At 72.4% G+C, this 19,617-nt stretch carries 18 protein-coding genes; 6 read left to right on the forward strand and 12 right to left on the reverse strand.

Annotated elements, in window-relative coordinates:
* Positions 1-87: 87 nt before the first annotated feature.
* The 4 genes from AB0M03_RS29085 to AB0M03_RS29100 form a co-directional block, all read right to left on the reverse strand.
* Positions 88-1,428, reverse strand: coding sequence for an AI-2E family transporter (locus tag AB0M03_RS29085; RefSeq protein WP_363496395.1), 1,341 nt, complete (start codon positions 1,426-1,428; stop codon positions 88-90).
* Between the two features lie 397 nt (positions 1,429-1,825).
* Complete coding sequence (locus AB0M03_RS29090; RefSeq protein WP_363496398.1) at positions 1,826-2,509, reverse strand: transglycosylase SLT domain-containing protein; 684 nt, start codon at positions 2,507-2,509, stop codon at positions 1,826-1,828.
* 426 nt (positions 2,510-2,935) lie between these two features.
* A complete protein-coding gene (locus tag AB0M03_RS29095) occupies positions 2,936-4,270 on the reverse strand; it encodes a PhoH family protein (RefSeq protein WP_363496401.1) in 1,335 nt (444 codons plus the stop codon).
* A 214-nt stretch (positions 4,271-4,484) separates the two neighbouring features.
* Positions 4,485-5,279: an isoprenyl transferase gene (locus tag AB0M03_RS29100; protein ID WP_363496403.1), complete on the reverse strand. Its 795-nt coding sequence runs from the start codon at positions 5,277-5,279 to the stop codon at positions 4,485-4,487.
* A 372-nt stretch (positions 5,280-5,651) separates the two neighbouring features.
* Between AB0M03_RS29100 and AB0M03_RS29105 the strand changes: the two genes are divergently transcribed.
* Positions 5,652-7,241: a glycosyl hydrolase family 18 protein gene (locus AB0M03_RS29105; RefSeq protein WP_363496406.1), complete on the forward strand. Its 1,590-nt coding sequence runs from the start codon at positions 5,652-5,654 to the stop codon at positions 7,239-7,241.
* A gap of 132 nt (positions 7,242-7,373) precedes the next feature.
* On the opposite strand, the gene AB0M03_RS29110 is transcribed toward AB0M03_RS29105, so the two are convergent.
* Complete coding sequence (locus AB0M03_RS29110) at positions 7,374-8,060, reverse strand: prepilin peptidase (RefSeq protein ID WP_363496456.1); 687 nt, start codon at positions 8,058-8,060, stop codon at positions 7,374-7,376.
* Positions 8,061-8,167: 107 nt separating this feature from the next.
* Between AB0M03_RS29110 and AB0M03_RS29115 the strand changes: the two genes are divergently transcribed.
* Entirely contained in the window at positions 8,168-9,382 is a 1,215-nt protein-coding gene (locus AB0M03_RS29115) for a pyridoxal phosphate-dependent aminotransferase (RefSeq protein ID WP_363496409.1), read from the forward strand.
* A 181-nt stretch (positions 9,383-9,563) separates the two neighbouring features.
* Here the strand turns inward: AB0M03_RS29115 and AB0M03_RS29120 are convergent, their stop codons facing one another.
* The gene (locus tag AB0M03_RS29120) at positions 9,564-11,390 is read right to left on the reverse strand and encodes a phosphoenolpyruvate carboxykinase (GTP) (protein WP_363496412.1); all 1,827 of its coding nucleotides are present in this window, start codon (positions 11,388-11,390) and stop codon (positions 9,564-9,566) included.
* Between the two features lie 273 nt (positions 11,391-11,663).
* Here AB0M03_RS29120 and AB0M03_RS29125 point away from each other — a divergent pair, with 273 nt between their 5' ends.
* Complete coding sequence (locus AB0M03_RS29125; protein ID WP_363496415.1) at positions 11,664-12,347, forward strand: hemolysin III family protein; 684 nt, start codon at positions 11,664-11,666, stop codon at positions 12,345-12,347.
* Here AB0M03_RS29125 and AB0M03_RS29130 read toward each other — a convergent pair.
* Positions 12,318-12,599 carry a hypothetical protein gene (locus AB0M03_RS29130; protein ID WP_363496418.1) on the reverse strand — a complete coding sequence of 94 codons (282 nt, stop codon included), beginning with the start codon at positions 12,597-12,599 and terminating at the stop codon, positions 12,318-12,320. The genes AB0M03_RS29125 and AB0M03_RS29130 overlap by 30 nt on opposite strands.
* A 194-nt stretch (positions 12,600-12,793) precedes the next feature.
* Positions 12,794-13,330, reverse strand: a complete 537-nt coding sequence (locus AB0M03_RS29135) for a hypothetical protein (protein WP_363496421.1) — start codon at positions 13,328-13,330, stop codon at positions 12,794-12,796.
* Between the two features lie 77 nt (positions 13,331-13,407).
* Between AB0M03_RS29135 and AB0M03_RS29140 the strand changes: the two genes are divergently transcribed.
* A complete protein-coding gene (locus AB0M03_RS29140) occupies positions 13,408-13,983 on the forward strand; it encodes a hypothetical protein (protein ID WP_363496424.1) in 576 nt (191 codons plus the stop codon).
* Positions 13,984-13,993: 10 nt separating this feature from the next.
* Here the strand turns inward: AB0M03_RS29140 and AB0M03_RS29145 are convergent, their stop codons facing one another.
* From AB0M03_RS29145 to mca, 4 genes are all read right to left on the reverse strand, one after another.
* The gene (locus AB0M03_RS29145; RefSeq protein ID WP_363496427.1) at positions 13,994-14,866 is read right to left on the reverse strand and encodes a GNAT family N-acetyltransferase; all 873 of its coding nucleotides are present in this window, start codon (positions 14,864-14,866) and stop codon (positions 13,994-13,996) included.
* A 40-nt stretch (positions 14,867-14,906) separates the two neighbouring features.
* Positions 14,907-16,937, reverse strand: a complete 2,031-nt coding sequence (locus tag AB0M03_RS29150; protein WP_363496430.1) for a thioredoxin domain-containing protein — start codon at positions 16,935-16,937, stop codon at positions 14,907-14,909.
* Positions 16,938-16,995: 58 nt separating this feature from the next.
* Positions 16,996-17,187 (reverse strand): hypothetical protein, encoded by a 192-nt coding sequence (locus AB0M03_RS29155; protein ID WP_363496433.1) that lies wholly within the window; start codon positions 17,185-17,187, stop codon positions 16,996-16,998.
* Between the two features lie 61 nt (positions 17,188-17,248).
* On the reverse strand, positions 17,249-18,118 hold the full coding sequence (gene mca, locus AB0M03_RS29160; RefSeq protein ID WP_363496436.1) for a mycothiol conjugate amidase Mca: 870 nt from the start codon (positions 18,116-18,118) through the stop codon (positions 17,249-17,251).
* A gap of 151 nt (positions 18,119-18,269) precedes the next feature.
* On the opposite strand from mca, the gene AB0M03_RS29165 reads away from it, so the two are divergent.
* Positions 18,270-18,683 (forward strand): DUF4307 domain-containing protein, encoded by a 414-nt coding sequence (locus AB0M03_RS29165; RefSeq protein ID WP_363496439.1) that lies wholly within the window; start codon positions 18,270-18,272, stop codon positions 18,681-18,683.
* A 347-nt stretch (positions 18,684-19,030) separates the two neighbouring features.
* Positions 19,031-19,528, forward strand: a complete 498-nt coding sequence (gene greA, locus AB0M03_RS29170; protein WP_363496442.1) for a transcription elongation factor GreA — start codon at positions 19,031-19,033, stop codon at positions 19,526-19,528.
* Positions 19,529-19,617: the final 89 nt, after the last annotated feature.

Raw genomic sequence — 19,617 nt, forward strand, 5'->3', positions numbered from 1 at the left:
CGCAAGGGGCGCGGGGAACTGCGCGAGACGGAAGACGGCTGAGCTCAGCCTCTCCCGCCGCGCGCAGTTCCCCGCGCCCCTGGCTGTTTACTTCTGGCGGGCGTTCTCCAGGGCCTCGAAGACCTCCAGGCCGGCGGCGTTGCGGCGGCGGAGGTGGGAGACGACCGTGTTGGTCACGGCGATCAGCGGGACGGCCACGATGGCGCCGCCGATGCCGCCGACGATCGAGCCCGCGGCCACGCCGAGCACCACGCCCAGCGGGTGCACCGCGACCGCGCGGCCGAGGATCAGCGGCTGCAGCAGGTGCCCCTCGATCTGCTGGACGGCGACCAGCACGACCAGCACCATCAGTGCGGTGAACGGCCCCACGGTGACCAGCGCGATCAGGACCGCGATGGTGCCGGTGACCAGTGCGCCGACCAGCGGCACGAAGGCGCCCAGGAAGATGATCACTGCGAGCGGCAGCGCCATCGGCACGCCGAGCAGCTGGATGCCGATGCCGATGCAGAGCGCGTCGATGAAGGCCACGAAGACGGTGCCGCGCACGTACGCGGTGAGGGTGGTCCAGGCCTTGGGGCCGGCGCCGGCCATCGCGTAGCGGGAGTGCCGCGGCAGGCACCGCAGCGCCCAGGACCAGATCCGGGCTCCGTCGTACAGCAGGAAGAACGTGGTGAAGGCGGCGAGCACCACGCCGGTGAGGACCTCGACGGCGATGGTGACGCCGGTGAAGCCGGCCGAGGTGATCTGCTCGGAGTTGCTGCCGATGGCGGTGGAGATCTGCTTGGCGAAGTCGTTGATCTGCTGCTGCGTCAGGTGCAGCGGGCCGGTCACCAGCCACTCGCGGAGCTGGTTGACGCCGGCCTGGACCTTGCCGGTCACCGACTCGAGGTTGGTGGTCACCTGCCACACCACGAACCAGCCGACCAGGCCGATGCCGGCGATGCCGCTCAGGAAGGTGCCGGCCGCGGCCAGCGAGCGTGGTACGCCGAGCCGCTTCAGCCAGGAGACGGTGGGCTCCAGCAGGGCGGAGATCAGCAGCGCCGCGAGGACGGCGAAGGCGACCAGCCGCAGCATGTCGACGACCTGGAAGACCACGTAGAGGGCGACGCCGAGCAGCAGCAGCCGCCAGGTCGACTCGGCGGCGACCCGCAGGCCCCACGGCACGGCCTCGGCCGGGGTGGCCGGCCGCCCGGGGTGGTGGACCTCGCGGCCGGGGTGGATCAGGCGCTCGGGCTCGGCCCGGCGGGGCTGCGGGATGTGTTCGGCCGACTCGCCGTCGGCTGCGGTGTCGGTGTCGGTGTCGGACTGGGCCGCGGCCCGGCGGCGCCGCTCGACGGCGGCCCACACCCCGGCGGCGACGGCACCGGTCTTGGCGAGCGCCTTGAGGACCTTCCGGTCCCGCGCCCCGTCGGCTCTCTCGGCTGCCACGTCCTCGCCCCTCCCCGTCGGTTCCCGTCCGTCCGGCGCCGCCCGTCGGGCCGTCCGCCGCGGACGTCAGGGCGACGCTACCCGCCCGGGGTGTCCGCGGTCCCGTGCACCCCGGGGCCCGCTGCGGAGCAAAAGGTGCGAATCAACGCGAACAGATGGTTTCGGACTCTGCCGAGAGGGGAGGACCCCCAGTACAACGGACCATCTGCCGGCGGACCGGCCGGTGCCGGAGGTCCAGGACCCGCTCCGGCGCCCCGCGTCCGCATCGAGCCGCACCGCCCGTGAGCGCCCTGGTCAGCGCCGCCCGGGCGGCGCGGCCCGCCTTTCGCCCCCGGCACGTCGAAGGCCCCCGACCTGAGCGGTCGGGGGCCTTCGGGCACGTACGGGTGCGGCAGGATCAGTACCAGTGGTGGGACTGCCAGAACGACCAGGCGCCGCAGGGGCTGCCGTAGCGGCTGTTCATGTAGTTGAGGCCCCACTTGATCTGGGTCGCCGGGTTGGTGCGCCAGTCGTCGGCGACGGATGCCATCTTCGAGCCGGGCAGGGCCTGTACCAGGCCGTACGCGCCGGAGGACGCGTTGGTGGCGGTGTAGTTCCAGCCGCTCTCGCGCTTCACGATCTCGCTGAAGCAGGAGAACTGGGTGGCGTCGCCGATGATCTGGGCGGCCATCGCCTGCACCGAGCCGGCCGGGATGGCGGCCAGGGCGCTGCGCGCGGCGGCGCGGTTGGCGGCCTCCTGGTCGGCCTTCCGCTTCGCCTCTTCGGCGGCCTTGGCAGCCTTCTCCGCATCCGCCTTGGCCTGCGCGTCGGCGGCGGCCTTCTGGCGCGCGGCCTCCTCGGCGGCCTTCTTGGCGGCCGCGTCGGCGGACACCTGCTGGGCGCTCGCCTGGCGGGCGAAGTTGTCGCTGACGGTCTGTGCCTGGGCACCCGAGGGGACGTCGGCGAGCAGCGTCGCGCTCGCGACATCGACCGTCTGAGCGGTCTTGCCCTCGCTGCCAGAGGCCGCGCCCACGACGGCACCGACAGCGGTGACGGCGGTGGCGGAGGCGACAGCAACTCCCCGGACCGAGATCCGAGTCACATGGTTTCCTTCCGGCGGCGCCCATGCGTGACCGTACAGGCGCAACATGCCCCTTGCCGCTCGCCTCCGTCGGTGCTGGTCACGGGAGACACTGGCCCGGCTGCCGGGCCGAGCTGGCTCGGAACGGCTTGGTGAACGGGCGGCGTACGGCTCATCGGTGTTCAGTTGTGTGCCCGCCGACCGGAGTTGCCGGGCGTGATTCAGCCGTACGCGGGGCCTGACAGAACCCTCACCATGCCGCACGGGGACGTGTCTACGCAATTCCCGGTTGCGTGGCGGATCTCACAATCTTTGCGAGCTGGGCTTTTGCCCGAAAGGTCGTCGACGACCCGTCCGATCCGATGACAGGACGAGGGGCCTGCCGCTATGCGACAGGCCCCTTGACGGTCATTCATACGGTTTTGTCCGCTTTTGACCGCTACGTCATCACGGCTGCACGTCCTCCAGCATCTCGGTGACGAGGGCCGCGATGGGCGACCGCTCGGAACGGGTCAGCGTGATGTGGGCGAACAGCGGGTGCCCCTTCAGCTTCTCCACCACCGCGACCACGCCGTCGTACCGGCCGACCCTCAGGTTGTCCCGCTGGGCGACGTCGTGGGTGAGCACCACCCGCGAGCCCTGGCCGATCCGGGAGAGGACGGTCAGCAGGACGTTCCGCTCCAGCGACTGGGCCTCGTCCACGATCACGAAGGCGTCGTGCAGCGACCGGCCGCGGATGTGGGTGAGCGGCAGGACCTCCAGCATCCCGCGGGAGATGACCTCCTCGATGACGTCCGGGGTGGTGACCGCCGAGAGGGTGTCGAAGACCGCCTGCGCCCAGGGGCCCATCTTCTCGGCCTCGCTGCCCGGGAGGTAGCCGAGCTCCTGGCCGCCGACCGCGTACAGCGGACGGAACACCATCACCTTGCGGTGCTGCCGGCGCTCGAGCACGGCCTCCAGGCCGGCGCACAGCGCCAGCGCTGACTTGCCCGTGCCGGCCCGGCCGCCCATGGAGACGATGCCGACCTCCTGGTCGAGCAGGAGGTCGAGCGCGACCCGCTGCTCGGCGCTGCGGCCGCGCAGGCCGAACACCTCGCGGTCGCCGCGGACCAGCTTCACCCGCCCGTCGTGGGTGACCCGGCCGAGGGCCCGGCCGCGCTCCGACTGCAGGACGAGACCGGTGTGCACCGGGAGTTCGGCGGCGCCGTCGACGTCCACCGCGGCGTCGTGCGGCGCGCCGAAGAGCGCGTCGACCTGGTCGCCGGGGACGTGCAGCTCCGTCATGCCCGTCCAGCCGGAGGTGATCGCCAGCTCGGCGCGGTACTCCTCGGCGAGCAACCCGACCGAGCTGGCCTTGATCCGCAGCGGTAGGTCCTTGGAGACGACGGTGACGTCGTACCCCTCGGCCTGCAGGTTGCGGGCGACCGCGAGGATGCGGGTGTCCGCCTCGCCACCGCCGACGCGGTAGCCGGCCGGCAGTATCGACGGGTCGGAGTGGTTCAGCTCGACCCGGATGGTGCCGCCGAGCTCGCCGACCGGGATCGGCTCGTCGAGCCGGCCGTGGCGGATGCGGTAGTCGTCGAGGAGACGGAGCGCCTGGCGGGCGAAGTAGCCCAGCTCCGGGTGGTGGCGCTTGGCCTCCAGCTCGGTGACCACGACCACCGGCAGGACGACCTCGTGCTCCTCGAAGCGGGTCATGGCGAGCGGGTCCGCCAGGAGCACGCTGGTGTCGAGAACGTACGTGCGCCGGTCTGGTGTCCGGCGGCTCTTGGAACTGACCACTAGGCCTCCAGAGCGGATGACCCAGCGTCACCCGCGGCTCACCGGTCCCCGCGACCCCGGTGGCCGGGGTACCGGTCTGACCGGTATATGCCCCGGTGACGTCCCGTGCATACCCCCGGGCGCGAACTGTCGGATCACAACAGGAGCACGTTTTGGGCTCGTGGCCTGCGGGTATGTCGTTTGACCCGGCGTCAGTGCCGCCCGGCCGGAGGGCTCAGAGCCCCATCCGCCGGTTGCGCAGCTGGTAGTCGCGCAGCGCCCGCAGGAAGTCGACCTTGCGGAAGGCCGGCCAGTACGCCTCGCAGAAGTAGAACTCGCTGTGCGCGCTCTGCCAGAGCAGGAAGCCGGAGAGCCGCTGCTCGCCCGAGGTGCGGATGACCAGGTCCGGGTCGGGCTGGCCCTTGGTGTAGAGGTGCTCGGCGATGTGCTCGACGTCGAGGATCTCGGCGAGCTGCTCGATCGGGGTGCCGCGGTCGGCGTGCTCCTGGAGCAGCGAGCGGACGGCGTCGGCGATCTCCCGGCGTCCGCCGTAGCCGATCGCGACGTTGACGGTGATGCCCTCGATGTGGGCGGTGTCGTGCGCCGCCTCCTTCAGCACCTGCGAGGTGCGCGGGGGCAGCAGGTCGAGTGCGCCGACCGGGTTGATCCGCCAGCGGCGGGCCTCGGCCAGGCCGCGGACGGCGTCCTCGATGATGCCGAGCAGCGGGACGAGCTCCTCGGCGGGCCGGGAGAGGTTGTCGGTGGAGAGCATCCACAGGGTGACGACCTTGACGTGCGTCTCGTCGCACCAGCCGAGGAATTCGCTGATCTTGTCGGCGCCGCGCTGGTGGCCCTGGGCGGTGGTGCCGCCGGTGGCCTTCGCCCAGCGGCGGTTGCCGTCGAGGATCACGCCGATGTGGCGGGGGGTGTTGTCGAGGTGGACCTCGACCCGCCGGCCGTAGAGGCGGTAGGCGTTGTCCAGCAGGGTGCGCAGACCCGGCGTGCGCTCGACCACATCGCGCAGACCCATGTTCCTCGGCCCCTCCGTGCTCGTCGCCGATCGCCGGCCTTGGTGCGAAAAATCCCTGCGCAGCCTACTCCGGCCCGGTGCGCGGAGGTAAAGCCGCAGGTACCGATGGGGTCACGGCTTCGTTCCCGAACCGTTCCGGGTCGTCCCGCGCCCGTGAGGAGGCGGTCCGGTCTCCGCTTCCTTAAATCGGCCGTAAGCCGGGCGTAAAGCGGCAGCGGGGTCCTTGACGCCCGGCATTGGTCTAGTCCAGCTTGTGAGCGAGGGCACACCGGAGCCTTCCCGGCACTTCTGCGGACCCCCTCGTCCCTCCCCCACGGAGCCGCCGCGACCCCCACCGCGGCGGCTCCCCTCCCTCCTCACAGGAGACCGCCCATGGCCCGTCCCGTCGCGCAGCCGTCCCACCGGCGGCGCCGCACCTCGCTCCCGGTCGCCGTCGCGGCCGGCACCACCGCCCTCGCCCTGGCCGGGGCCGGCCTGGCGCTGACCGCCGGCGGGGCCGGCGCAGCCGTCGGCAACCTGGTCACCAACGGCGGCTTCGAAGCCGGCAACCTGTCCGGCTGGACCTGCACCGGCACCGCGAGCGCCGCCTCTTCCCCGGTGCACGCCGGCTCGTACGCGCTGAGCGCCGCGCCGAGCAGCTCCGACACCGCCGAGTGCACCCAGACCGTCAGCGTGCTGCCGAACACCAGCTACACGCTGGCCGGCTTCGTGCAGGGCCCGTACGTCTACCTCGGCGCCCGCGGCACCGGTTCGACCGATCCGTCGACCTGGTCCAGCCAGAGCAGCTGGAACCAGCTGTCGACCACCTTCACCACCGGCGCGTCGACCAACAGCATCACCCTGTACGTGCACGGCTGGTACGGCCAGGGCGCCTACGGCGCGGACGACATCACGCTGACCGGACCGGGCGGCACCGCCACCCCGACCAGCAGCCCGACCTCGCCGAGGCCGTCCAACTCGACCTCGCCGACCGCGTCGCCGACGTCCTCGCCCACGTCCTCGCCGACGAGCAGCCCGACGCCGACCTCCAGCCCCACGCCGACCAGCACCTCGACGCCGAACGGCGGCCTGCCCAAGCACGTGCTGACCGGCTACTGGCAGAACTTCGACAACGGCGCCCCGGTGCAGCGGCTGCGCGACGTGCAGAGCGCGTACGACATCATCGCGGTCTCCTTCGCCGACGCCACCGGCACGCCCGGCGCGATCAGCTTCACCCTGGACCCGGCGCTGAGCAGCAAGCTCGGCGGCTACACCGACGCGGACTTCAAGGCGGACATCGCCGCCAAGCACGCCGCCGGCAAGCGCGTGGTGCTCTCGGTCGGCGGCCAGAACGGCGCCATCAGCGTGGCCAACTCGGCCGCGGCGACGAACTTCGCCAACACCGCCTACGCGCTGATCCAGCAGTACGGCTTCGACGGCGTGGACATCGACCTGGAGAACGGCGTCGACCCGACGTACATGTCGCAGTCGCTGCACACCCTGCAGTCCAAGGTCGGCTCGAAGTTCATCCTGACCATGGCCCCCGAGACCATCGGGATGTACAGCACCGCCGGCGCCTACTTCCAGCTGGCGCTCAACACCAAGGACATCCTGACCGTCGTCAACACCCAGTTCTACAACTCGGGCGGCATGAACGGCTGCGACGGCAAGGTCTACACCCAGGGCACGATCGACTTCATCACCGCCCAGGTCTGCACCCACATCCAGGGCGGCCTGCGGCCGGACCAGGTCGGCATCGGCGTCCCGGCCTCCAGCCAGGCGGCCGGCGGCGGCTACGTGAACTCGACCGTCGTCAACAACGCGCTGGACTGCCTGGCCACCGGCACCCACTGCGGCAGCTTCGTCCCGCCGGCGAAGTGGCCGACCATCCGCGGCGCGATGACCTGGTCCACCAACTGGGACCAGAAGAACGGCAACGACTTCTCCACCAACGTGGGCGCCCACGCCCACGCGATGCCGTAACCCGCACGGGGCGCGCCGCCTCCTGAGGGTGGGGGCCGGTGCGTCGCTCAGGAGCCCGCCGTACTGCTGGGGTACGGCGGGCTCCGCCCATGTCCGGGGCGGGTCGCCCACCCGTGCCCGGCGGACGGCGGCTCAGGCCGCGGCCAGCACCGCGAGCAGCGCGCCGAGCAGCAGCGGCGGGCCGAACGGCAGCGCATCGCCGCGCCCGGCCCGGCGGGTCACCAGCAGGACGGCGCCCCACACCCCGCCCAGCAGGAACGCCGCGAACACCCCGCCGATCACCGCGCTCCAGCCGTACAGGCCGAGGACGGCACCGAGGCTGGGCGCCAGCTTGGCGTCGCCGAGGCCGATCGGCAGCAGCAGCGCCAGCCCCCCGTAGAGCAGGCCGAGCGCGGCCGCGGCCAGCAGGCAGCGGAGCAGCACCTGCGGCCGGTGGTCGGCCAGCGGCAGCAGCACGGCGGTGCCGACGGCCAGTCGCAGGGTGAGGGCGTCGGGCAGCCGCAGCACCGCGGCGTCGACGAAGCCGAGCACCACCCCGAACAGGCCGACCCAGCAGAACAGCAGGGCGCTGCCGCCGTCGGCCGCCCACCCCAGCGCGGCACCCACCGCGGCCGCGGCGGCCTCCACCGCACCCGGACGCAGCTGCGCGGACGCGTCCCCGCAGCCCGGGCAGCGGCCGGTCGGCAGCCGCCCCCACCGCCCGGCCGGACAGCAGTGGCGCAGCGGCTCCCCGTACGGCACGGCGTGGCGCACCGCGGCGGCCCGCAGCAGCGGTGCGGCGGCCAGGCCCAGCAGTGCACCCGCCCATGGCCCGATCATCACGTCCCCCTTCCTCTCGTGATTCCCGGCGATCTTCGCGCAGTGTGCGGAGCCTGTGGTGGGGAACACGTGATGATCCGCGTTACGGCGCCGTAAAGTAGTCAGGCATGCAGGTCATCCAGTCCAGCAAGCTCGCCAATGTCTGTTACGACATCCGCGGCCCGGTGCTCGACGAGGCGATGCGGCTGGAGGACCAGGGCCACCGCATCCTCAAGCTGAACACCGGCAACCCCGCCGCCTTCGGCTTCGAGGCGCCGCCGGAGATCCTCCAGGACATCCTGAAGAACCTCTCCTCCGCGCACGGCTACGGCGACTCCAAGGGCCTCCTGTCCGCCCGCCGCGCCGTGGTGATGCACTACGAGGAGCGCGGCCTGCACGGCCTGACGGTCGAGGACGTCTTCCTCGGCAACGGCGTCTCCGAGCTCATCCAGCTGGCGATGACCGCGCTGCTCGACGACGGCGACGAGGTGCTCGTCCCCGCCCCGGACTACCCGCTGTGGACGGCCTCCGTCTCGCTGGCCGGCGGCACCGCCGTGCACTACCGCTGCGACGAGCAGTCCGAGTGGTACCCGGACCTCGCCGACATCGAGGCCAAGGTCACCGACCGCACCCGGGCCATCGTGGTGATCAACCCCAACAACCCCACCGGCGCGGTCTATCCGCGCGAGGTGCTGGAGGGCATCGTCGAGATCGCCCGCCGGCACAAGCTGGTGGTCTACGCGGACGAGATCTACGACAAGATCCTCTACGACGACGCCGAGCACGTGCCGCTGGCCACGCTCGCCCCGGACCTCTTCTGCGTCACCTTCAACGGCATGTCCAAGGCCTACCGGGTCGCGGGCTTCCGCTCCGGCTGGATGGTGCTCTCCGGCGACCGGCACCGGGCCGCCAGCTACATCGAGGGGCTCACCGTGCTGGCCTCGATGCGGCTGTGCGCCAACATGCCGGCGCAGCACGCGGTGGCGGCGGCGCTGGGCGGCCGGCAGTCGATCAAGGACCTGGTGCTGCCGGGCGGCCGGCTGCTGGAGTCCCGCGACACCGCGTACCGGCTGCTGAACGACATCCCCGGCATCACCTGCGTGAAGCCGAAGGGCGCGCTGTACGCGTTCCCGCGGCTGGACCCGCAGGTGTACAAGATCAAGGACGATGCGCAGATGGTGCTGGACCTGCTGCGGTCCCAGCGCATCCTGGTCGTCCAGGGCACCGGCTTCAACTGGCCCGACCCGGACCACTTCCGGTTGGTCACGCTGCCCCGCCCCGAGGACATCGCCGACGCCGTCACCCGCATCGGCGAGTTCCTCAGCGGCTACGCGCAGCCCTAACGGCGGACGAACCCCCGGGGCGAGCCGAGAGGGGCGCGGGGAACCGCGCGATTCGGAAGGCTGCGATCCGCACCTTCCGCCGCGCACGGTTCCCCGCGCCCCTTCTTGCACCTCGCGTCAGCGTTCGAGCAGCGCCGCCCCTCGGTGAGGAGGAGGGGCGACGCTCCCTCAAACCCGGGCGTCAGCCCAGGCGCTTCACCAGTGCGCGGTACTCGTCCCAGAGCTCGGTCGGCGTGTGCTCGCCGAACATCTCCAGGTGGGACGGGACCAGCGCGGCCTCCTGGCGCCAGATGTCGGCGTCCACGGAGAACAGCAGGTCGATGTCGGCCTGCGGGATGTCGAGGCCGGTGAGGTCGAAGCCGTCGACCTCGGGCAGCACGCCGATCGGGGTCTCGACGCCCTTGCCGGTGCCCTCGAGGCGCTCCACGATCCACTTCAGCACGCGGCTGTTCTCGCCGAAGCCCGGCCAGACGAACTTGCCGTCGCTGTTCTTGCGGAACCAGTTGACGTAGTAGATCTTGGGGAGCTTCTCGGCGTCGGCCTGGGCGCCGATCTTCAGCCAGTGCGCGAAGTAGTCGCCCATGTTGTAGCCGCAGAACGGCAGCATCGCGAACGGGTCGCGGCGCAGCTCGCCGACGGTGCCCTCCTGGGCGGCGGTCTTCTCGGAGGCGATGTTGGCGCCGAGGAAGACGCCGTGCTGCCAGTCGAAGGACTCGGTGACCAGCGGGACGGCGGTGGCGCGGCGGCCGCCGAAGAGGATGGCCGAGATCGGGACGCCGGCCTGGTCCTCCCACTCGGGGGCGATGGTCGGGCACTGCGCGGCCGGGACGGCGAACCGCGCGTTCGGGTGGGCGGCGGGGGTGCCGGACTCCGGGGTCCAGTCGTTGCCGCGCCAGTCGGTGAGGTGCGCCGGGGGCTCCTCGGTGAGGCCCTCCCACCACACGTCGCCGTCGTCGGTGAGGGCGACGTTGGTGAAGACGGTGTTGCCCCAGAGGGTGTCGATCGCGTTGGCGTTGGTGTCCACGCCGGTGCCGGGGGCGACGCCGAAGAAGCCGGCCTCCGGGTTGATGGCGTAGAGGCGGCCGTCCGCGCCGAAGCGCATCCAGGCGATGTCGTCGCCGATCGTCTCGACCTTCCAGCCCGGGATGGTGGGCTGGAGCATGGCGAGGTTGGTCTTGCCGCAGGCGGACGGGAAGGCGGCCGCGATGTACTTGGCCTCGCCGCTCGGCGGGGTGAGCTTGAGGACGAGCATGTGCTCGGCCAGCCAGCCCTCGTCGCGGGCCATGGTGGAGGCGATGCGCAGCGCGTAGCACTTCTTGCCGAGCAGGGCGTTGCCGCCGTAGCCGGAGCCGAAGGACCAGATCTCGCGGGTCTCCGGGAAGTGCGAGATGTACTTGGTGGTGTTGCAGGGCCACGGCACGTCGGCCTCGCCCTCGGCCAGCGGCGCGCCGACGGTGTGCACGGCCTTGACGAACTCGCCGTCCTCGCCGAGCTGGTCGATCACGGCCTGGCCCATGCGGGTCATCACGCGCATGGAGACGGCGACGTAGGCGGAGTCGGTGATCTCGACGCCGTACGCGGCCAGCGGGGAGCCGACCGGGCCCATGGAGAAGGGCACGACGTACATGGTGCGGCCCTTCATGGAGCCGCGGAAGAGGCCGTTCTCGCCCGCGAAGACCTCCCGCATCTCGGCCGGGGCCTTCCAGTTGTTGGTCGGGCCCGCGTCCTCCTCCTTCTCGGAGCAGATGTAGGTGCGGTCCTCGACCCGGGCGACGTCGGTCGGGTCGGACGCGGCGTAGAAGGAATTGGGGCGCTTCTCGTCGTTGAGCTTCTTGAAGGTGCCCTGGGCGACCAGCAGCTCGGCGAGGCGGTGGTACTCCTCCTCCGAGCCGTCGCACCACTCGACGCGGTCGGGCTGGGTCAGCTCGGCGATCTCGGCGACCCAGTCCAGCAGCTGCTGGTGGCGGGTGGGCGCGGACTCGGCGAGCGCAGACTTCAGAGGCGACACGTTCGCTCCGTTTCACACCATCTCGGCCAGGAGACGGCATCGCGGGGGTTTGAGGGTGGTTACACCGTAGCCCCGAACACCACCCCCTTTTGATGCAATTCGTAGTACGTTCTCGTTTTCACACTCCATATTGTCGAGTTTCTGGCAGGGCATGGGCACCTTTCGGCCGCCCCGAAGACGCCATTGAGACCTGGCTAACACTCCAGAACGTCTAAAAGTGACGATCGCCACTTACTACCTGGCAGTAACCTACGGTTCCGTAAGATGTCGCGCATGACTGCTGCGGACCTCACTGCGGACCTCGCCGCCTCCGTCGAGTCCCTGAAGCCCAAGTGGCGCGGCTGGCTGCACGCCGGCATGTTCCCCGCCTCGCTGGCTGCCGGGATCGTCCTGATCTGCCTGGCCGACTCGCCCGCCGCCACGGCCGCCTGCGCGGTCTACTCGGTCAGCGCCTGGCTGCTGTTCGGGGTGAGCGCGGTCTACCACCGCTTCACCTGGGGGCCGCGCGGCGAGGCGATCCTGCGCCGCCTCGACCACGCCAACATCTTCCTGATCATCGCGGGCACCTACACCCCGTTCACCATCCTGCTGCTGGACGGCGCCCGGCAGCAGTTGCTGCTCTGGGCGGTGTGGGGCGGAGCACTGCTCGGCATCGCGTTCCGGGTGTTCTGGGTCGGCGCACCGCGCTGGCTCTACACGCCGGTCTACCTGGCTCTCGGCTGGGCCGCGGCCTTCTTCCTGCCGGACTTCCTGCACGCCGGCGGCGCCGCCGTACTCACCCTGATGATCGTCGGCGGCGGCCTCTACAGCCTGGGCGGCGTGGTCTACGGCCTGAAGCGGCCCAACCCCTCACCGCGCTGGTTCGGCTTCCACGAGGTCTTCCACGCCTTCACCCTCGGCGCGTTCATCGTCCAGTACGTCGGCGTCTCACTGGTCGCGTACAGCACGGCCGGCTGAGGCCGCCCGCATCTCCAGTCGCTCCTGGGCCCGGCGGCAGCGCTCACAGTGCGCCGCGCCGGGCCCTTCGCCGACCGGACGGGGGTGCGCCTTCGCCCGGAAGCGCCGGGCCACCCAGACCATCACCAGCAGCGTCTCCACCGCGGCGACCGTCCAGACCGCCCTGGGGCCGCCCACCAGGTAGGCCGTGATCACCGCGAGGGCGGCCGACACCGCCACCACCGCACCCCAGAACTGCGCGCTCCGCGCCATCGGCTCGCCTCCCGCCGGGTGACAGGTCGTCAGATGATTGTCCCCACCTACGGTGACATGCCCAGCACCCTGCGAGGCGAACGGGGGATCAACTCTGCGGCAACACCTCGTGCAGACCGGATGCTCCGCCTCCGAATCGGCTACCGTGCCGGCCCGAACAGGCACACGGGCGCCACCGAGGGGCGCCCGTGCGCCTAGGAAGGCCGGGCGCTCCGGCGGCGGGCGGCCAGCCCCGCCCCCGCCAGTGCGGTGACCGCGAGCGCCGCGCCCGCCGCCACCGCCGGGCCGCGCCGCGACGGTTCCTCGGCTGCGCCGTCCGCCCGGTAGCCACCGCCGGCGCCCGCTCGGTCGTACGCCGAGCCGGGCAGCCGGTCGCCGTACCGCTGCTGCACCAGCGTCCGGTAGGCGGCCAGGGCCACCCCGTCCGGGCCGACCGAACGCCGGGCGTCCTCGTCGAGCGGCAGCACCCGGCCGCCCCGCAGCACGTACCAGGCGTCGATCTGCGGCTCGCGGAAGGCGGTGCCGCCGCCGGTGGCGACGGCCTGCACCGGGTAGTCGGTCTCGTCGCCGCCGGAGGCGATGTTCACCACCCGCCAGCCCGCGCCGTCGCGGACCGTCCACACCGAGGCGGTGCGGCCGTCGGCGGCGACCGCCTTGCTGGCCACGAACTCCACCCGGGCCACCGGGGCTCCGGCCGTGCCCGCGACGAAACCCGCGTTCAGGCTGTACACCGCGGCCGTCCCGCCGGTGAGCGCGGGGGCGGCCTCGGTGGCGCCGCGGGATCCGGCCGCCGAGCGCCGTCGACGGGTTGATCGAGGCGATCTCCGGGCCGCCCGACTCCGGGCTGCACACCGTGGTGCACATCGAGCGGATCAGGATCGACGCGCAGCGGCGGCTGGCCCGGCGGGACTCCCAGCACGCCCTGCGCGCCCACCGGGACGGCGTCGACCGCTACCTCGCCATCCACCAGGGCGATCCGGGCGCGGACCCCGGCCGGGTGGTGGTCCGCGCCGAGGAGAACTGCCGGCCCGGCCGGATACGCCGCGACCGGGCCGCCGAACTGCTGGTCGCCGAACTGCTGCTGGACCGCCGCCTGCGCGCCGGGGAGACCCATCTGCTGCGGTACGGCTTCGACGACGCCCCGACCGCGACGCCGAGCTGCGAGTACGTGCGCGGCTTCAACGCGGGGGCTGGGCAGTACGTCCTCCAGGTCACCTTCGACCCGGCCGCACTGCCCGTCCGCTGCTACCGCTTCGCCGTCCGCGCGCCGGGCGAACCCCCGTACGAGAGGGAGGAGTTGACCCTGGACGGGCACCACAGCGCCCACCACGTGGCGACCGGCCTGCCGCCCGGCCTGCTCGGCATCGGCTGGGCCTGGGACTAGGGCCGCCCCTTCACAGGGCTCGGGCTTCCGCGAAGTCCATCGTCACGTGGTCGGCCACCGGGCGGTAGCCGAGCTTCTGGTAGATCGAGTTGCTGGTCGGGTTGGAGAGGTCGGTGTACAGCAGCACCTCGTCCGCCCCGGCCGCCGAGGCGTGCGCGGAGGCCGCGGCGACGACCCCGCTCGCGTAGCCGCGGCCGCGCAGCGCGGCCGGGGTGTAGACCGGGCCGATCCTGGACATCCCGGCGATCACCGGGCTGGCCCCGGCGAAGGCGACCGGGCGGCCGCCGTCCTCCCAGACGTGCAGGCTGCCTTCGGCGAGCCGGGCGTCCACGTAGGCCTCCTGGTCGATCGGCCGGCTCTCGCCGATCTCCACCATGAAGGCGGTGCACCACTCGACGAGTCGGGCCCGGTCGGCGGGGCCGGCGGGCCTGGCCAGGCCGGCCGGCTCCGGCGAGGGTTGCCGGAGGCCGTCGAGGCGGTACAGCCGTTCGTCGATCGCGACCTCGGCCCGGACACTGCCCGCGGCGGCGGGCGGCCAGGCCGCGGCGAACGCCAGGGCGACCTCCCGGTCGCCGCCCACGCCGGTCGCCTCGCTGCCGCGGGCGTGCAGCAGCGGGGCGAGTTCGGCCGCCGCGGCGACGGGCATCCGGCCGAGCCGCACCGGGAAGGGCGGGGTCAGCACGAAGACGCCCGCCACCGGAGCGCCCGGCCCGGCCTGCCAGTGGCCGAAGAGCGGGTCCGCCTCGCCGAAGGTGTGCAGGCCGTTCTTCGCCAGCCGGTCGAGCAGGGTGAGCAGGACGGTGTTCTCCGCCGGGTGGGCGGCGAGGAAGCCGTCGGCCGCGGCACGGAAGGCGTCAGGGTCGTGGGTCAAGGTCCAGGTCATGCCCCATCCTGGCGCCGCGGACGACCCGTACGCACCCGGATTACCGCAGCCGCTCCGCGAGTTCGGCGGCGTCCGCGGTCGGCGCGTCGCAGCTGAAGTGCCGACAGACGTACGCGGCGGGCCGCCCGTCGAGCAGCGGGCGGTCGGCCAGCAGCGGGACGTGCTTGCCGCCGGGCTCGCCGACGGCGACGACCGCGCCGGGGGCGGTGGAGAGCAGTGCGGTGCGGTGCAGTTCGGCGGTGGCCGGGTCGTCGGCCGGGCCGACGACGGCGATCTCGCGCGGGCCGTCGAGCAGCGCCTCGGCGACGGCCAGGCCCCAGCCGACGAACCGCGGGGCGCGCGAACCGAGCGCACCGACCACGCCCAGCGCCCGCTCGGCGGCGGTGCGGTGGCGCTCCGAGCCGGTGTAGGCGGCGTAGCCGAGCAGGGCTCCGGCGGCGGCCGTCCAGCCGGAGGGGGTGGCGTTGTCGGTCGGGTCCTGCGGGCGGCGGATCAGTTCCTCGGCGTCGTCGGCGGTGTCGTAGAGGGCGCCCGACGCGGTGTCGGTGAAGTGCGCGAGGACGGTGTCGAGGAGGCCGCCGGCGAGGTCGAGCCATTCGGCCTCGCCGGTGACGGCGTACAGCGCGAGGAAGCCCTCGGCGGTGTCGGCGTAGTCCTCCAGGACGCCGGCGTTCTGCCCGGCCCGGCCGTCGCGGGAGGTGCGCAGCAGGCGTCCGTCGGCGGTGAGGTGGACGGCGATCAGCAGGTCGGCGGCGCGTTCGGCGGCGTCGACCAGGTCGGGGCGGTCCAGCAGGGCGCCGGTCTCGGCGAGGGCGGCGATCGCGAGGCCGTTCCAGGCGGCGACGACCTTGTCGTCCCGGGCCGGGGCGGGCCGCTCGGACCGGGCCTCGAACAGGCGGCCGCGGATGCGCTCGTACGCCTCGGGATCGGCCGGGTCGCGGAGCAGCTGCAGGACGGAGCTGCCGTGCTCGAAGGTGCCGGTGACCTCGAAGAGTTCGACGGCGAGGGTGCCGTCCTCGGGGCCGAGGACGGCGGTGAGCTGCTCGGGCGTCCAGGCGTAGAAGGCGCCCTCGGCGGGCTTCCCGGTGGCCGGGTCGACCGAGTCGGCGTCCAGGGCGGAGGCGAAGCCGCCCTCGGGGGTGCGCAGTTCGCGCAGCAGGAAGTCGGCGGTCTCCAGGGCGACGCGGCGGGCCTGTGCGCTGTCGGTGGCGCGCCACAGGTGCAGGTAGGCGCGGATCAGCAGGGCGTTGTCGTAGAGCATCTTCTCGAAGTGCGGCACGACCCACTCCGCGTCGACGGAGTAGCGGGCGAAGCCTCCGCCGAGCTGGTCGTAGATGCCGCCGCGGGCCATCGCCTCGCAGGTGCGCCCGGCCATCTCCAGCGCGGCCTCGGAGCCGGTGCGGGCGTGGTGGCGCAGCAGCCACTCGACGACCATGGACGGCGGGAACTTGGGGGCGCCGCCGAAGCCGCCGCGGCGCTCGTCGAAGCCGCGGCCGATCTCGACGAGGGCGGCGTGCAGTTCGGCCTCGCCGGGGGCGGGCAGCACGCCGGCGCCGGCGCCGTAGACCCGGGCGCGGTCGGCGAGGTCGGCGCGGATCCGGCCGGCGACCTCGCCCACCTCCTCGCGGCGGTCCCGCCAGGCCGCGGTGACGCCCTCCAGGACCTGCCGGAAGCCGGGCATGCCGTGCCGGGGCTCGGGCGGGAAGTAGGTGCCGAAGTAGAACGGCTCCTTGTCGGGCGTGAGGAACACCGTCATCGGCCAGCCGCCCTGGCCGGTGGCGGCCTGGACGGCCTCCATGTAGACGGCGTCGACGTCGGGCCGCTCCTCGCGGTCGACCTTCACGGCGACGAAGTGCTCGTTGGCGTACGCGGCGACCGACTCGTCCTCGAAGGACTCGTGCGCCATCACGTGGCACCAGTGGCACGCCGCGTAGCCGACCGACAGCAGAACGGGAACCTGGCGGCGGGCGGCCTCGGCGAACGCCTCGGGGCCCCACGGCCACCAGTCGACCGGGTTGTCGGCGTGCTGGAGCAGGTAGGGCGAGGTCGCGTCCGCGAGACGGTTCGGCATGGCCCCCATCCTTGCGCATCCCCGCCCCGGACGCGGGCCGTGCCGCCCGGTGCGGCGGCTACTCCTTCGGAGCCTCCGGCTCCTCGGCGAAGTCGATCTTCTTGAAGCGGCTGTTCATGGACTTCAGCAGGAACCAGGTGGCGATGCCGAGGGCCGCGAAGACGACGAAGCCGAGCAGGCCGGGGGTGACCTTGCTCTCGTCGAGGGCGAGGTCGGCGGCGAGGTGGGTGAGGTTCACGGGGGTGCTCATCTCTCCATGGTGGCCCGGCCCTACAGCGGCCGGGCCACCGGGGTGGTGCGGGGGGTGCGTGCTACTTGCGCAGGCCCGCGAACAGGTCGTCCTCGGGCAGATCGGTGTCGACGTGGGAGCGGGCCAGCTCGTAGTCCTCGGTGGGCCACACCTCGCGCTGGACGTCCAGCGGGACGCGGAACCAGGGGCCGTCCGGGTCGATCTGGGTGGCGTGCGCGATCAGCGCCTTGTCGCGGATCTCGAACCAGTCGTCGCACTTCACCCGGGTGGTGATCTCGCGCTCCTTGCGACCGCTCTTCTCCCAGCCCGCGATCCACTCGCCGTACGGGGAGTCGTGCCCGTTGTCGGTGAGGTAGGCGTGCAGGGCGCGGATGCGCCCCATCGGGAAGCCGTGGTTGTAGTACAGCTTCTGCGGCTGCCAGGGCTCGCCGGCCTCCGGGTAGGCGTCCGGGTCGCCCGCGGCGTCGAAGGCCACCATGGTGATCTTGTGGGTCATGATGTGGTCCGGGTGCGGGTACCCGCCGTTCTCGTCGTACGTGGTGATCACGTGCGGGCGGAACTCGCGGATCAGCCTGACCAGTGAGCCGGCCGCCGTGTCCACGTCCTCCAGGGCGAAACAACCCTCGGGGAGCGGCGGCAGCGGGTCGCCCTCCGGCAGCCCGGAGTCGACGTAGCCCAGCCAGGCCTGCTGCACGCCGAGGATCTCCCGGGCGGCGTCCATCTCCTTGCGGCGCACCTCGTGGATGTTCTCCTCGACCCACGGGTCGCCCTGCAGCTTGGGATTGAGGATCGACCCCCGCTCGCCGCCGGTGCAGGTCGCCACCAGCACGTCCACCCCCTGGGCGACGTACATCGCCATGGTGGCGGCGCCCTTGCTGGACTCGTCGTCCGGGTGCGCGTGCACCGCCATCAGTCGCAACTGCTCGCTCAACGCCTGGTTCCCTTCCAGGTATGTCCGGTTCGTCGGGTCGGCTCCCCCGCCGCCTCCGGCGCGGACGTGCCCCTTCTATAGTGACGGACTGAGGAGCCGCTCCATTCCCTCTCCCGCCCGAGCGCGCCTCGTCGAAAGGACCGAGCCGGACATGGACTCCAGCCGTACGACCGCCGCCGCTCCGAACGGGCGGTACAGCCGCCGCTCCGATGCCGAGGCGGACCGTCGGCTGCGGATCGCCGCGGTGGTCTGCGGCGTGCTGTTCCTGGGCGTGGTGGCCTGGCTCGGCGGGTCGTACATCATGCGCGAGAGCGCGATGAACGGCAGCGTGCCGACCTTCGAGGCGGTGTCGGACCACGAGATGCAGCTGCAGCTGTCGGTGCGCAAGGAGGCGGGCACCGCCGGCGTCTGCACCGTACGCTCGATGGCGGCGGACAAGGCCGTGGTCGGCCAGTTCGACTTCCCCGTCCCGGCGGAGGGCAGCAGCTGGTCACAGGTCGTGACCCTGCGGACCACCGCCCGCGGCGTGACCGCCGAACTCCTGGGCTGCGTCCCGCGCCGCTAGGCCCCCGGGTCGTCGCCCCTGAGGTCGCTCGCCCCTGGGCCGTTTGCCCCTGGGTGATCGCCTCCAGGGGGGTGCCCGGGGGTGAATCCCCTTTGCAGATCTCGCCCCTCCGGGCGCATATTCGAGCGTACGGGCGGGCATCCGTACCGAGTGCCGCACGCCCTGCGGCGGTCGGCCGGCACCGACGCCCGCGAGCGCCCCTCCCGCCGGGAGGCGGAAATTGTTACGCTCGTGGTTTCGCCCCTTCCGAGCCCCCCGGCCCGGGAGCGGGCGTTGCTTTGTAGTTACGACCGATACCCAGCTGACGATCAACCCTCAGCACAGCCCAGTACCGACGAGGAGCACCTGTGACCCAGACCAGCGAAGACGTGACCTGGCTCACTCAGTCCGGCTACGACCAGCTCAAGGCCGAGCTGGAGCACCTGACCGGCCCCTGGCGCATCGAGATCGCCCAGAAGATCGAGGCGGCGCGCGAGGAGGGTGACCTCAAGGAGAACGCCGGCTACCACGCGGCCAAGGAGGAGCAGGGCAAGTACGAGGCCCGCATCCGCCAGCTCACCCAGTTGCTGGAGCGCGCCAAGGTCGGCGAGGCCCCCGCGGACTCCGGCATCGTCGCCCCGGGCATGGTGGTGACCGTCGCCTTCGACGGCGACGAGGACGACACCATGCGCTTCCTGCTCGGCTCCCGCGAGGTCGCCGGCGACGACCTGGACATCTACTCGCCGCAGTCGCCGCTCGGCCGCGCCATCAACGGCAAGAAGGTCGGCGAGGACGCCACCTACGAGCTGCCGAACGGCAAGCAGGCCAGCGTGACGATCATCGAGGCCAAGCCGCACGCCGGCTGAGTCCACGCGCACCACGAGGGGCGGGGGCCGCCGGGGGGAGGGGGGGGCCCCCCGGGCCGCGCCGCCCCCCCGGGGCCCGCCGCGCGGGC

Source organism: Kitasatospora sp. NPDC051914 (assembly GCF_040680995.1).
Taxonomy (GTDB): Bacteria; Actinomycetota; Actinomycetes; order Streptomycetales; family Streptomycetaceae; genus Kitasatospora.

What these genes read in the sequence shown, in the direction of transcription:
- AB0M03_RS29105 (WP_363496406.1), top strand. Translation starts at nt 5,652, where the DNA reads ATGGCCCGTCCCGTCGCGCAGCCGTCCCACCGGCGGCGCCGCACCTCG.
- AB0M03_RS29110 (WP_363496456.1), bottom strand. Translation starts at nt 8,060, where the DNA reads ATGATCGGGCCATGGGCGGGTGCACTGCTGGGCCTGGCCGCCGCACCG.
- AB0M03_RS29125 (WP_363496415.1), top strand. Translation starts at nt 11,664, where the DNA reads ATGACTGCTGCGGACCTCACTGCGGACCTCGCCGCCTCCGTCGAGTCC.
- AB0M03_RS29100 (WP_363496403.1), bottom strand. Translation starts at nt 5,279, where the DNA reads ATGGGTCTGCGCGATGTGGTCGAGCGCACGCCGGGTCTGCGCACCCTG.
- AB0M03_RS29115 (WP_363496409.1), top strand. Translation starts at nt 8,168, where the DNA reads ATGCAGGTCATCCAGTCCAGCAAGCTCGCCAATGTCTGTTACGACATC.
- AB0M03_RS29165 (WP_363496439.1), top strand. Translation starts at nt 18,270, where the DNA reads ATGGACTCCAGCCGTACGACCGCCGCCGCTCCGAACGGGCGGTACAGC.
- AB0M03_RS29145 (WP_363496427.1), bottom strand. Translation starts at nt 14,866, where the DNA reads ATGACCTGGACCTTGACCCACGACCCTGACGCCTTCCGTGCCGCGGCC.
- AB0M03_RS29150 (WP_363496430.1), bottom strand. Translation starts at nt 16,937, where the DNA reads ATGCCGAACCGTCTCGCGGACGCGACCTCGCCCTACCTGCTCCAGCAC.
- AB0M03_RS29130 (WP_363496418.1), bottom strand. Translation starts at nt 12,599, where the DNA reads ATGGCGCGGAGCGCGCAGTTCTGGGGTGCGGTGGTGGCGGTGTCGGCC.
- AB0M03_RS29155 (WP_363496433.1), bottom strand. Translation starts at nt 17,187, where the DNA reads ATGAGCACCCCCGTGAACCTCACCCACCTCGCCGCCGACCTCGCCCTC.